Annotated in this window: 12 protein-coding genes; 3 read left to right on the top strand and 9 right to left on the bottom strand. The window is 65.0% G+C overall.

Annotated features, from left to right (window positions below; translation table 11 throughout):
• Nucleotides 1-36 precede the first annotated feature (36 nt).
• Both G6N49_RS01895 and G6N49_RS01890 read left to right on the top strand, forming a co-directional pair.
• Complete coding sequence (locus G6N49_RS01895; RefSeq protein WP_011856615.1) at nt 37-612, top strand: MarR family winged helix-turn-helix transcriptional regulator; 576 nt, start codon at nt 37-39, stop codon at nt 610-612.
• Nucleotides 613-640: 28 nt separating this feature from the next.
• Nucleotides 641-1,621, top strand: coding sequence for an amidohydrolase family protein (locus G6N49_RS01890; protein ID WP_041925135.1), 981 nt, complete (start codon nt 641-643; stop codon nt 1,619-1,621).
• Between the two features lie 21 nt (nt 1,622-1,642).
• Here G6N49_RS01890 and G6N49_RS01885 read toward each other — a convergent pair whose 3' ends face one another.
• The 9 genes from G6N49_RS01885 to G6N49_RS01845 form a co-directional block, all read right to left on the bottom strand.
• Nucleotides 1,643-2,641 (bottom strand): substrate-binding domain-containing protein, encoded by a 999-nt coding sequence (locus G6N49_RS01885; protein WP_011856617.1) that lies wholly within the window; start codon nt 2,639-2,641, stop codon nt 1,643-1,645.
• Nucleotides 2,638-3,423 (bottom strand): IclR family transcriptional regulator, encoded by a 786-nt coding sequence (locus G6N49_RS01880; RefSeq protein WP_011856618.1) that lies wholly within the window; start codon nt 3,421-3,423, stop codon nt 2,638-2,640. Before G6N49_RS01880 ends, G6N49_RS01885 begins: the two co-directional genes overlap by 4 nt.
• Before the next feature lie 7 nt (nt 3,424-3,430).
• Nucleotides 3,431-4,675, bottom strand: a complete 1,245-nt coding sequence (locus G6N49_RS01875) for an NAD(P)/FAD-dependent oxidoreductase (RefSeq protein ID WP_041925136.1) — start codon at nt 4,673-4,675, stop codon at nt 3,431-3,433.
• Nucleotides 4,675-4,872 (bottom strand): ferredoxin, encoded by a 198-nt coding sequence (locus tag G6N49_RS01870; RefSeq protein WP_041925137.1) that lies wholly within the window; start codon nt 4,870-4,872, stop codon nt 4,675-4,677. Before G6N49_RS01870 ends, G6N49_RS01875 begins: the two co-directional genes overlap by 1 nt.
• A gap of 35 nt (nt 4,873-4,907) precedes the next feature.
• Nucleotides 4,908-5,714, bottom strand: coding sequence for a 3-(cis-5,6-dihydroxycyclohexa-1,3-dien-1-yl)propanoate dehydrogenase (gene hcaB, locus G6N49_RS01865; protein ID WP_011856620.1), 807 nt, complete (start codon nt 5,712-5,714; stop codon nt 4,908-4,910).
• Nucleotides 5,711-5,980, bottom strand: coding sequence for a hypothetical protein (locus G6N49_RS01860; RefSeq protein ID WP_085976265.1), 270 nt, complete (start codon nt 5,978-5,980; stop codon nt 5,711-5,713). The genes hcaB and G6N49_RS01860 overlap by 4 nt, the downstream gene beginning before the upstream one ends.
• Nucleotides 5,981-6,018: 38 nt before the next feature.
• The gene (locus G6N49_RS01855) at nt 6,019-6,606 is read right to left on the bottom strand and encodes a 3-phenylpropionate/cinnamic acid dioxygenase subunit beta (RefSeq protein ID WP_011856622.1); all 588 of its coding nucleotides are present in this window, start codon (nt 6,604-6,606) and stop codon (nt 6,019-6,021) included.
• Nucleotides 6,603-8,006, bottom strand: coding sequence for an aromatic ring-hydroxylating oxygenase subunit alpha (locus tag G6N49_RS01850; RefSeq protein ID WP_011856623.1), 1,404 nt, complete (start codon nt 8,004-8,006; stop codon nt 6,603-6,605). The genes G6N49_RS01855 and G6N49_RS01850 overlap by 4 nt, the downstream gene beginning before the upstream one ends.
• Nucleotides 8,007-8,303: 297 nt before the next feature.
• Complete coding sequence (locus G6N49_RS01845) at nt 8,304-8,810, bottom strand: Lrp/AsnC family transcriptional regulator (RefSeq protein WP_011856624.1); 507 nt, start codon at nt 8,808-8,810, stop codon at nt 8,304-8,306.
• A gap of 157 nt (nt 8,811-8,967) precedes the next feature.
• Here G6N49_RS01845 and G6N49_RS01840 point away from each other — a divergent pair, with 157 nt between their 5' ends.
• Complete coding sequence (locus tag G6N49_RS01840; RefSeq protein WP_083044804.1) at nt 8,968-12,432, top strand: indolepyruvate ferredoxin oxidoreductase family protein; 3,465 nt, start codon at nt 8,968-8,970, stop codon at nt 12,430-12,432.
• Nucleotides 12,433-12,617 lie beyond the last annotated feature (185 nt).

The raw sequence follows: 12,617 nt of genomic DNA, 5'->3' as shown, positions 1-12,617 counted from the left end.
TCAGAACTATCCACCAATTCATCGGGAGGCGACCCCATGCCGCGACGGCCCCGTAACCCACCTTCGATCGCCGAGCAGATCGCAAGGGCGGCCGACCGGGAGGGTCCGGAATTCGACACCGTCGTCCTCGGCCTGACGCTGGCGCTGTTTCGCACCGCGACCGCCTTTGAGCGCGCTCACGTCACCGAACTGGTCCCGCACGACCTGAATATCAGCCAACTCAATATCCTCACGGTGCTCGACCGCGCCTCCGAGCCGCTGACGATGGGGGCGCTGGGCCAGGAGGTGTCCGTGCTGCCGGCCAACCTGACCGGTGTCGTGGACGGGTTGGCACGGCGGGGTTACGTCGAGCGCATAACGAATCCCGACGACCGTCGGTCGTTCCTGATCCGCATCGGGAGACCTGGCCGTAACTTCCTCCGCAAGTTTCTACCCGGACATTGGGCATACCTGCAGACCCTGATGAGCGATCTGACACCCCCGCAGAAGCGTCAGCTGCAGACGTTGCTGGGCAAGTTCCTCGACTCGATCGAACAGAACAGCCAGGCCGTCGCCGATGGCGCTGACGTCAAGCGCCCCCGTCCGAGGCGCCGTGGTGAGGTGTCGTCATGAGACTGTCCGCGTCGGATCAGGCGACAGCGTGATCGACCTGCACACCCACGGGCTGCCGCGCTCCCTGCCCAACTTCGGCCGACGATTCGCGGGTTCATGGCCCGAACTGGTGGAAACCGGCCCGTGCAGCGCTGACATCATGCTGGGCGACCGGCACTTCCGTTCGGTCACGGAGCAATGCTGGAACCTGGAGCGACGACTCGCCGACATGGAGGCTGACGGTGTTGCGCGCCAAGTTATCTCGCCTATACCGATAACCTTCTCATACCACCTGGGCGCCGATGGCGTGGCTGAGCTGGCGCGGGTGCAGAACGAATGGATCGCCGATGCCGTTCGCGCATATCCGACGCGGTTCAGCGGACTGGGCACAGTTCCGCTGCAGGATCCGGACCGGGCCGCAGAGATGGTCGTCGAAATCCGGCAGGTTCTCGGCCTCGCCGGTGTGGAGATCGGCTCGAATGTGTGCGGAGCCAATCTCGACGACCGCGCACTGGATCCATTCTTCGCCGCTTGTGCCGATCACGGCGCGCTGGTCTTCGTGCATCCGTGGCAGGTGCTGGGCTCGGATCGACTCCAGAAGTACGGTCTCGCCGAATCCGTCGGAATGGGCGCTGAGACGGCGACGGCCGCAGCGTCATTGGTGATAGGCGGCGTCTTGGACCGCCATCCCGACCTCGATATTCTGCTCGCTCACGGTGGCGGTGCGTTCCTGGCGCTACTGCCGAGAATCGAGCGATTCTGGGAAAACTCGTCGACAGCATCGGACTGCGGCGACCGCCCGTCGAGTTATGCCGGTCGCTTCTATTACGATTCGCTGCTCTTCGACGCGGACGCGGTTGCGGCTCTGGTCGGGCGCGTCGGGGCCGATCGGGTGGTGGTCGGCACCGATTATCCGTTCGCCATCGCCGAACGACCGGCAGGGGCGGCCCTGCTCGGCGCCGGTCTACCGGAGGCGGTCACTTCGTCGGTCAGCGTGCTGACCGCCGAGAGGATCCTTAGGCTCGCCTGAGCATCAACGGATTCCGTGCGACTATATCCGTGCTGCGCTGACCGTCGACGGTACGAACACGTCCTCGAGTCGCAACGGGCGTTTGCTGAACCCCTGCTCGTGCGCGTAGACCAGCAATGCCCGCAGGGCGGGGAGGTTCTCGGCGACGCCGCACCGGAACGGATCGCCGAGAATATCCTGTTCCGCTTCTGCGTAGGAGGACTCCCAGACCAGGCTGGTCGTGCAGACTGCGGTGTCGATGAGCTCCCGCTGTACGGGTTCGCGGGCCCGTTCGAACGCATCGACGAGATTGTTGGCCACCCAGGGATGAGCGGTGAGCACCGAACGCTTGATGACCACCACATGCATGATCGGAACGACCTGCGTCACGTCGAAATAGGCGCGCTCCGCCGTACGGAAGTCGGGCCACAGCCGTCGAATCCGCGGATCGCCTTGCAGGAACGCCCGTGGGGCACGCGCAGTGATCAGCCCGTCCAGCTCGCCGCGAATCAGCTGGGCGCTGAGGGTGTCCTCGTCGCCGATGTGGGAGACGTCGAAATGGCCGGGAGGTGTCACCGGCGCCTTCTCCTCGCGACCCGGTTGCTCGAGACCACCTGTACGCCAACGGATCGATGCAAGATCGACGCCGTGATGTTCGCCGAGGATGCCACGCATCCACAACGAGGCGGTCATGCTCCATTCGGGGGTCCCGATGACGCCACCGTTGAGGTCGGCCGCCTCGACCACATCCGCGTCGGCGCCGACGTACACGCTGGAGTGCCGGAAGAGCCGCGACGGGAATATCGGGAGCGCGACGAAGGGCCGATCGGGATCGTCGACCGTGGACAGGTATGCACCCATCGAATACTCAGCCACGTCGAATTCGCCGTACTTGCCCTGGCGCCAGAAGAGGTCTTCGATCGCGGTGTGCAGGTAGCGGATCCGAATGCCTTCAGGCGCGACCTCGCCGGTGTAGAGGCGGCGCGTTCTGTCGTAGAGTTCGCCACCGTAGGTCAATTCGAGACGCTCTGAGCTGTTCATGGCAGCATTGCCTCGATCTCGTCGGCGGCCGCATTCAGCTCGCTGAGCACCGTTCTGCGCAAGCTCCTGGTCATTCGGCTCACCGGCACCGAGGCATTCAGGGCGTACGCTCCGCTGCGCAGCGGTACCGCGATGGAGATCACGCCCACCTCGCCCTCTTCATTGCTGATGGCGTACCCGCGCCTGCGCACCTCGGCCAGCGCGGCGTGGAGCGCCGCCCTCGACGCGATGGAGTTCCGCGTCATCTGGACGAGATCCGGCTGGGGATAGAGCCGGTCGAGCTCCTCGGGCCCGAGCGCAGACAGCAGTGCCTTGCCGGTCGACGTGCAGTGCGCGGGCATCGCCACGCCCAGACGATTGGATACCCGCAGCGCCTGTGGGCTCTCGATGGACGCGACGAAGTCGACCTCGGCGCCTTCCAGACGTCCCAGATGCACGGTCTCCCGCAGCGTGGCGTTCAGCTTCTCCAGGACCGGCCGGGCCCGGTCGCCGACATCGAGCCGGCGCAGCACGCTGAAGGCGAGCAGATCCAGGCCCGGTCCTGCGCGGTAGGCCTTGGTTTTCGGATCCTGGCGGATCAGTCCGCGGTACGACAGCATGGCCAGAAGCCGGTGCGCCGTCGAACTGGCGAGGCCGAAGTGAGCACTCACATCGGTGAGCCGCAACTCATTCCGCGTTGCGAGGAGCATGACGATCTGCAAGGCGTTGTCGACCGATTCCACCGGGTACTGGGGTGTCGGCCCGTATGCCCGGGTGACAATCGGTTCTGCTTCCATCGTCATCAGGCGATCACCCTCCGGCTGCGGGCGCGGCCGTGAGCCGCGGTAGGCTTTCCACTTCCGACAGGCAGTCGGCGACGGTCGTTCCCGCGCCGATCATCCGGCGGCACATCATCAGGGCCTTCGGCCAGTTCACGGTCACGGCCGCCGTCAAGATACCGGACTGATCGCCAAACACCGCTGCGCCCTGAGGTCTTTCGGCGTCAAGGTCGCCGACGATCCGATCAAGCACCGCTCGGTGGGGCCGTCCGGCGATCTGAATCTTCCAGTCGTACTGGTCGCTCCAGACGTATTCGGTCGGCGCATAGGAACGTAGCTCGTTGGGGTGGCTGATGTTGTGGGCTACGCAGGCAGCCTGCTCGGCGGCATTGGTCCAGTGCTCGACACGGACGTCTTCCTGATGCCCGGGATGGTGCCAGCGCGCCACGTCACCGACGGCATAGACGCCGGGATGCCCGACTGCGCGGCAGAATTCGTCGCACACCACGCCATCGTCGATTAGCAGTCCTGAGGAGGACAGCCAGCCGTCGTTGGGGATGGCGCCGATACCGACCACGACGGTGGCGGCGGGCAGCGTCTCTTTGTTGGTGAGGGTGACCCGCAGGTCGCCCTCACATCCGTCGACCGACTCGACACCGACGCCGAACCGCGTCTGCACCCCGTGCCGCGCGTGCACGCCGGTGAGGATGGCTCCGAGTTCAGCCCCGACGATCCGGCCGATCGGTGCGGTGAGCGGATCGACGATGGTCACGTTCCGCCCCGCGGCGTGCGCGGTCGCGGCCACCTCGGCGCCGATGAACCCGCCGCCGACGACCACCACCGGTCCGGCGGCCGCCAGCGCGCGAGCCAGGCCACGGCTGTCGTCGAGCGTCCGCAGGAGATGGACGCCGGAGGCCACCGGCCACGGGGACGGTCGCGCATCGGCGCCGGTTGCCACAACGAGGATGTCGAATGGGACGCGCGCGCCGTCGGCGAGGAGCACCGCTCGATCAGCGAGGTCCAGGTGCTCAGCCGCGCTGCCGAGGCGCAATTCGATACCCGCCTCGTCAGCTTGCTCAGCGGTGAGCATCGTCAGCCGGCTCTCATCCCACTGGCCTGCGAGGAACTGCTTGGACAGGGGTGGCTTGTCGTAGGGCAGTCTGCGGTCACCGCCGATCAACACGATCCGGCCGCTGAAGTCCTGGGAGCGCAACGCCTTTGCGGTGCGCACCCCGCCGACGGATGACCCGACGATGACGACGGTCTGCCCGGACATCAGTCGGTCTCGATGCTCAAGGCGTTCACAGGGCAACTGCGCACGGCGTCCTCGATTCGTGAGCGCTCGGGCTCTGCGAAGGTGTCGCGCAACAGCACCACCACGCCGTCGTCGTCGACATCGAAGGTGTCGGCAGCGCCGGTCACGCAGTTGCCGTAGCCCTGGCACGAGGGGTAGTCAGCGTGGAGTCTGGGCATGATGTTCCCTCTCTTCCGATCGTGGGCGCGCGTGCTCAACTGCGCTTTTTCGGTGCCGCGGCGACACTCATGCCTCCGTCGGGGTGGATGACGTCGCCGGTGATGCCGCGGGCGCGATGCGATGCCAGGAACACGTAACTCCACGCGTGATCCTGCGCGGACAACGCGACCTGCAGGGGAACACGCGCCGACATCTCTTCGGCACGACCGGGCACGTTCGAGATGCTGCGGTCCGCCATGCCAAGCCCGGCCAGACCCCGAAGGTCGGTGCCGAGTGTGGCGCCGGGTGCGACACCATTGACCCTGATCTGCGGCGCCAGGTCGTGCGACAGCGCGGTGACCAGTCCGCGGACAGCGAATTTGGAAGCGACGTAGAGGACTCCACCTCGCCCCGCGTAGTACCCGGAGGTGGACTCTGTCAGCACGATGACGGGCCGGGCGGCCTCCCGCAGCGCGGGAAGTGCCGCCTTGACCGAATGCAGATAGCTTCTGACGTTGACACGGAAAATCTCGTCGAATGCCTCGTCGAGCACGTCCGCGTCGATTTCTTCGATGCTGCGGTAGAAGTCGAACACCCCGACGCAGTTGACGAGCACGTCGAGACCACCGAACGCCTCAACCGCGGCGGCGACGGCCTCGTCGTTGGCGGCGCGGAAGCTCGCGTCGCCACACACCACGGGCACATCGGGATGGTCAGCGCTCAGCGCCGAGCACTTCTGCTCATCGCGGTCCAGAACGGCCACGCGCGCCCCCTCATCGAGGAAGGCGTCGACCACCGCCCTGCCGATCCCCGAACCGGCGCCCACGACAAGGGCCCGCCGACCGGTGAGCCAGCCGGTCACCGCGACTCCGGAGCGGACTCGCCGGACCGCTCGTCGACCAGGGATCCGAAGGGGTGTCCGATCATCGCCGAGAATGTCGCGGTCGACTGCCACGTCAGGGCCTCGACTTCAAGAGGGCAGAGCGACACCCACTGCCCCGACTTCTGAGATTCGATCAGCAGCCGCGAGCCGTTGCGGGTGTCGACGCGGGTGAGGCGCACCTCACTGAACTCGTTGCCGATCGTGATCGGTTCGCCGACAACATGTCTGAGCAGCTCACTGCGCACTACGCTCGCCGGGCCCGTCTGCTGTTCCTTGGGAGGCGTCACAGAAACACCGCCAGATTCTGCATGCGGATGACCGACTCATCGACGGAGATGACGCGACGGGCCAGCCGCCACTGCTCGCCCTCGAGCCGCAACAGGTCCTCCCGGCCCGCCGACAGAAAGGCACCCTCCCGAACGTCGCCTCTGCTCCGGAACAGCAGGGTGGCGGACTCGACGATCAGGTGGTCGGGGTCGTCGGTGGCGAAGGTGCGCACGTTCGACAGGTGGTGGCGCAACCGGGACGGCGGATCCTCGGTCCAGGCGTGTTCGGTGAGGAAGCGGGCCACCCGGCGAGACAACGAGTACTTGTCTTCGTCGAAATGCGCCATGCCGGGCGAGGTGTCGTAGCCGGCGGCCAGCGCCGTCGTGACCCTGACCGGCATCAGATAGTGGATGTCCTCGCAGAGACTCTCGAGCCACTCCGAATACGACTGTGCGTCCAGCAGATAGGTCTCGTCGACCAGCCACTGGTGGGCGAGCAAGTGCCGCTTGTCGTCGAATCGCAGCGTCTTGCCGGTACGGGTGACGCGCGATGCCGACCCGCCGAGGCGGGACCGGCTGGAGTCGGTGTCGGCGGCATTGCTCATACGCGCGTCACCGCCCCGTGGTCGCCGTTGACCGTCACACCGTCGGATGATCCGGGACCTACCGTCTCGGCAGAACCGGCTTCGAGGTCATTGGCCCAGCGTCGCAGCAACTCTCGCTGATTGAACTCGCTGTAACCCTGACGGGCGATACCCGGTCCGCTGAATCGGTCGTCAGGCAGTGGAGGCGCTACCTCCGAGTCATCGGCGAGCAGACCCATCCGGCTGTTGAGCAGTAATCGCCGCGCCATCGAGCCGGCCGCCGTGTTGGTCAGCGACACCCAGTTCTCGACATCGTCCTGTTCGAACATGCCGGTACTACCGAAGCACATGAGATAAGCCTTGTAGGACAGCGCCTTGAACTCGTCCGGGGCGTCGGCGTCCACGGCGAACCAGGACAGCACCTCGGTTTCATCTTCGCTGATCGGCTGCCATTGCCGGAGCGTGATGAACGGCAGCACATCGTCGCTGTCGGCGACCTTCGGCCAGTTGTGCACGAATGACAGGTTGGGATACAGCGTTGCGGCACTGAACATGAAGCCGTCGGTGCCGACAATGGCGAGCTGCTCCGGCGACCAGCTCCGCTTCATCCGCTCGATCATCTGGTCGGGATAGCCGACGTACCGAAGCCGCTCCTCCAGCGATCCGTCAGGCAGTTTGTAGGTGGTTCCGCCGCCGTTGCCGGCCCAGTACAGCGCACCCTCTTTGCGCTTCTGCGCGTTGGGCTCCCGGAAGAGTCCGATCTCGACCACCGAAGTGTGCGTTTGGGGCGTGTGGTACATGTCGCCGGCGAAGTTCTCGGCGCCGATCTTCCAGTTCGCCTTGATCCGCCACCGTTGTGGTCCGTGCAACTCGATGCCACTCGAACTCTGCCGCGTGTAGAAGTCGAGGTAGAACTTGAAGTCCCCCAGGTAATCCTCCAGCGGTGGCGCCTGAGCGTTCAGGCTCAGAAAAATCATGCCGTTGTAGATCGCGAGGTTCGGAGCCGGCAACAACCGCTGTCCCTTGCGGGCAAATCCTTCCTCGCCGCCGTAGGCATCCTGGTGGAACGGCAACCCCACAATCCTGCCGTCGTTGCGGTAGGACCAGCCGTGATACGGACAACGGAAGTGTGAGGCGTTGCCCATCTCCGCCCGGCACACCTGCATACCGCGGTGCAGACACATGTTGAAATGCGCGCAGACGGTGCCATTTTCGTCACGGGTGATGATGAAAGAGTCCTCGAGAATCCGCCGCACGACATAGTCTCCTGGCTGTGCGATCTCCGATTCGTGGCCAACGAAGACCCACGCCTTGGCGAAGATGTGCCGCTTCTCCAGCTCAAAGATCTCCCGGTCGTTGTAGATATGGGCCGGGATCATGCCTCGGCGAACGTCGTCGAGTACCCTGGACTGGTCGGTCATGACACCTTTCTTCTGCGCCGCAGTGACGCCCCCTGGTAGCAGGACCGTTCTCTGCAGGCAGAGATGAACCGCAAGTTGAGTCGGATCCTGTGATCGGCAGCTACGTCGAACCACACAACGACGGACTCGATACCCATGAGTGGTCGTAACTCTCCGTTCGTTGGATCCAACGTACGAATCACGTCGGGTCAGCTGGTGAGACGTCTAGTAGAGATAGTACAGATATCCTCATATATGTTCAACAGGCCACTTCCGCCGGGTGCGCTAAAGACGCGAACAGCCCCAGATCGCCAAGGCTCATTGCCTTGGTGTCGGCGTCGACCGTCCCCACCCTGCATTGCGAGTGATGTTCTTGAGCAGCGGCATCGGCCGAAAGGTCAACGGAGTCGTCAGCGCCAGCGTCGTCGTCGAGTGCACAACACCCGGAATGGCGACCACCTGCTCGATCAACTGCTGGAGTCCGGCCTGCGTCTCGGTAGCGACGCGCACCAGAAGATCCTCGCGCCCTGTCGTCGCGTGTATCTCCAGCACCTGAGGTATTCCGACGAGAGCATCCACGATTGAGGAGAGACGACCCTGTTGCACCTCGAGTCCGATGAAGGCCTGCGTGGCGATCCCGGCTTGCGCGAGGTCGAGTTCGGGGCGGTAGCCGGCGACCAGCCCGCTCTCCTCCAACCGCTTCAGGCGCGATTGCACGGTGTTACGCGAGATGCCCAGCCGCGACGCCAGTTCCACGACTCCGACCCGCGCGTCGCGTGCGAGCATCTCGAGCAGGTCGACGTCGAGCCGGTCGATGCTGAACATTCGAGTCACCTCACCACGTTGCCATACCCGCACAAGTGAACCATCAGTTCAGTTAATGCGAGATTAGTTGACCTGAAATCCATTCCAAACCAACCTGATGGGTACTTCGGACCAGATGCCATCGGGCATCTCACCAACCACATGGCGGGGCATCACGATGACAGATCTTCGTTCAGCCGGGCCTGACCGTGACCTCAACGCGCGGTACCGGGCGTCCTCGGGTCCGGTTCTGCTGACCGGAGTTCAGGCGATCGCTCGACTGATGGTGGAGCAGCACGAACGGGACACCCGCGAGGGACGCCACGTCGCTACCTTCGTCTCGGGATACCAGGGCAGTCCGCTTGGCGGACTCGATCAGCTGTTGGCCGGCCTGCCGGAGCTCGAATCCGAACATCATGTCCACCTCCAGCCTGGGATGAACGAAGAACTCGCCGCGACGTCGGTGTGGGGAAGCCAGAATGACCTGCCCTCGGGCACCCGTGACTACGACGGGGTGATCGGCGTCTGGTACGGGAAGGGCCCTGGGCTCGACCGCGCCAGCGACGCCCTGCGTCACGGGGCGATGTACGGGGCAAACCCTGCCGGCGGTGCACTCGCCCTGGTCGGTGACGATCCCGGTGCGAAATCCTCGTCCCTCCCGGTCGCCAGTGAGCGGTCTCTGGCGGCCCTGTCAATGCCGATCCTTTTCCCTCGCAACGCCGAAGAGATCATCGCGTTCGGCATGTACGGCATCGCCTTGTCGCGCGCATCGGGATGCTGGCCTGCCATGAAGATCGTCGCCGACGTCGCAGACGGCGTCTGGACGCTGGACCGCGACTTCTCCGACTTTGACATCACCACCCCGACCATCGAGTGGGACGGCCGGCCCTGGAGCTACCGTCAGCGCATTTGCTCCGCTCCGCCGGACAGCCTGTTCGCGGAGGCCGACCTGTACGGACCCCGCTGGGCGATGGTGCGGGCGTTCAATGCCGCCAACGACATCGACCGTATCGAGGTTGATCCGGCGCAGGCATGGCTGGGCATCGTCGCGGTCGGCACGGCCTACGACACGGTCCGCGAGGCTCTGGTCGACCTCGGGTTGACTGATCGTGATCTGACCCGATCAGGCATCCGAATACTGCGCATCGGGATGCCCTATCCCCTTGACCCGCAGGTGGTTTCCCGCCTCGCAGACGGGGTTGAGCGGATACTGGTGGTCGAGGACAAGTCGGCGTTCGTCGAGACACAGCTCAAAGACATTCTCTACGGCCACCGTGCAGCGCCCGAGGTCCTGGGTAAGCACGCGGCCGACGGGGGCACGCTGATCCCCCCGGACGGCGAACTCACCACCACCCGCCTGCTCGCACCGCTGCGCGCGGTGTTGAAGGACAGGGTGACGCTGGCACCCGCGCCGCCGCCCACGCTCGACCTGACGGTGCTGTCCACCACCCGAACCGCGTACTTCTGCTCGGGCTGCCCACACAACCGCTCTACCGCGGTGCCGGACGGCTCACTGGCCGGCGGCGGGATCGGCTGTCACACGCTGGTCACGATGTCCTCACGAACAGATTCGGCGGTCACCGCCCTCACCCAGATGGGTGGCGAAGGGGCGCAATGGATCGGCCAGGCGCCGTTCACCGATGTCAAACACATCTTCCAGAACATCGGCGACGGAACGTATTTCCATTCAGGACAGCTCGCGGTGCAGGCGTGTGCCGCCGCCGGTGTGAACATCACTTACAAAATCCTCTACAACGGCGCGGTCGCGATGACCGGAGCCCAGGATGTCGAGGCAGGGCTGACGGTTCCCGAACTCACCCACAAGCTCGTCGCCGACGGTGTATCCAAAGTGATCGTCTGCGCCGACGAGCCTGAGCGACAGAAGGGCGCGGTGTTCGCCAAAGGAGTGCTGTTGTGGCCGCGCGATCGCCTCGACGAGGCTCAGTGTCTGCTGCGTGACACCGAAGGCGTCACGGCACTGATCTACGACCAGCAGTGCGCGGCGGAAGCGCGCCGCAAGCGTAAGCGCGGAATGCTGCCGCCCCGGCTCACCCGGGTGGTGATCAACGAGGCCGTCTGCGAAGGATGCGGCGATTGCGGTGTCAAGAGCAACTGTCTGTCGGTTCAGCCGGTTGAAACCGAGCTCGGCCGCAAGACGCGAATCGACCAGAGCACCTGCAACACGGACTACTCCTGCCTGGACGGCAACTGTCCCTCATTCGTGACCGTGGAACTGCCCGCCAAGAACGGCCCGCCCACTGCGCCCGAGCGACCCGTCCCGCCGGATGTGCCCGACCCCGCGGTGACGCCGATGTCGGGTATCTACAACGTCTTTCTGGCCGGCATCGGCGGAACGGGCATCGTGACCGTCAACCAGGTGCTGGCGATGGCCGCGCTGCGCGCCGGTTTCTACGCCGAGGGCCTGGACCAGACGGGCCTGAGCCAGAAGGCCGGACCGGTCACCTCCCACCTACGGCTCAGCACCGAACCCGTCCCCTCATCCAACCGGATCAGCGCCGGGGCCGCCGATTGCATCCTGGCCTTCGACCTGCTCACCGCCGTCGATGCCAAGAACGTCGGCTACAGCAACCCCGATCGCACCGTCGTGATCGCCTCGACGAGCAGGACGCCCACCGGCGACATGGTCTACGACGCCGCCGTCGAGCATCCGAGTGATGAGTCGCTGTTGTCCCGGTTGGACGTCCGGAGTCGGTCGCTGGTTTCCTTCGACGCACTGGCGGCCGCCGAACGACTCTTCGGCAACACCACCACCGCGAACTTTCTCCTGGTGGGTGCCGCGTACCAGGCCGGTGCGCTCCCGATGACCGCCGCCGCGATCGAGGACGCGATTTCGATCAATGGGGTTGCCGTGCACGCGAACAAGGCGGCGTTCCAGTGGGGGCGGGTAGCCGTGGCAGTCCCTGAGGTGTTCCGAACCGCCACGACCGACCCGGCCGACGAACGACCGCCGCAGGTGCCGAGCCATCTCTTCACGACGAGCCCGGTCACCGGCGCCGTGCGTGAACTTCTGGAACGGCGGGCGGCGGATCTTGTCGCGTACCAGGACGACCACGCGGCTGCTCGCCTGATCAATCTGGCGCAGCGTGCGTGGGATCAGGAGCGCAGCCTCACCGACCGCACCGACCTGTCCGAAGCCATAACCCGGAACTTCTTCAAACTCATCGCATACAAGGACGAGTACGAGGTCGCCCGGATGCTCACTGACCCGGCGTTCCTCGCATCGGTGCGAGCACAGGTCCCCGGCGGAGAGAACCTGACCTTCAAGCTACACCCACCGGTGTTGAAGGCACTCGGACGCAAAAAGAAGATCAGCATGGGCCCACGTACCCACGTAGCGCTTCGACTGCTGGCGAAGGCCAAGAAACTCAGGGGAACGCCTCTAGACCCCTTCGGGTACACCGAGATGCGACGGATTGAACGTCAGTTGATCACCCACTACGAAGCAACCATCAACGACCTTCTGCCCTCGCTGACACTCGACTCCTATGAATGGGCACTGGCCGTCGCCTCGGCTCCCGACCTCATTCGCGGCTACGAAGAAGTCAAGGTGCGTAATCTTGGCGTTTACCTTTCACGCCTCGGCGAACTCGGAATCCCCACCGATCTGCTGCCGCTGCCGTGACGTGCTGCCGGCGGCATGTCGTTTGGCGCAGCTGAGTCCGCATGCTGGGACATGACGATGCCGCGGGAGCGGGCGCACCGACGGCGTTCCGGTCAGCTGCGCCGAATAACTTTTATGCTGGTTCCCGAATTTGTTGTGCAACAACATATGTCGAACATCACGCGCGGCGCAGGGATCGTCGCTGG

It is taken from the genome of Mycolicibacterium monacense, from assembly GCF_010731575.1.
Lineage (GTDB): Bacteria > Actinomycetota > Actinomycetes > Mycobacteriales > Mycobacteriaceae > Mycobacterium > Mycobacterium monacense.
This window is presented reverse-complemented; position numbering and strand designations above follow the sequence as displayed.

Bases quoted from the DNA above. Each gene is read 5' to 3' on its own strand.
- G6N49_RS01855 (WP_011856622.1), bottom strand. From the start codon at position 6,606: ATGAGCAATGCCGCCGACACCGACTCCAGCCGGTCCCGCCTCGGCGGG.
- G6N49_RS01840 (WP_083044804.1), top strand. From the start codon at position 8,968: ATGACAGATCTTCGTTCAGCCGGGCCTGACCGTGACCTCAACGCGCGG.
- G6N49_RS01875 (WP_041925136.1), bottom strand. From the start codon at position 4,675: ATGTCCGGGCAGACCGTCGTCATCGTCGGGTCATCCGTCGGCGGGGTG.
- G6N49_RS01850 (WP_011856623.1), bottom strand. From the start codon at position 8,006: ATGACCGACCAGTCCAGGGTACTCGACGACGTTCGCCGAGGCATGATC.
- G6N49_RS01885 (WP_011856617.1), bottom strand. From the start codon at position 2,641: ATGAACAGCTCAGAGCGTCTCGAATTGACCTACGGTGGCGAACTCTAC.
- G6N49_RS01870 (WP_041925137.1), bottom strand. From the start codon at position 4,872: ATGCCCAGACTCCACGCTGACTACCCCTCGTGCCAGGGCTACGGCAAC.
- G6N49_RS01895 (WP_011856615.1), top strand. From the start codon at position 37: ATGCCGCGACGGCCCCGTAACCCACCTTCGATCGCCGAGCAGATCGCA.
- G6N49_RS01845 (WP_011856624.1), bottom strand. From the start codon at position 8,810: ATGTTCAGCATCGACCGGCTCGACGTCGACCTGCTCGAGATGCTCGCA.
- G6N49_RS01880 (WP_011856618.1), bottom strand. From the start codon at position 3,423: ATGACGATGGAAGCAGAACCGATTGTCACCCGGGCATACGGGCCGACA.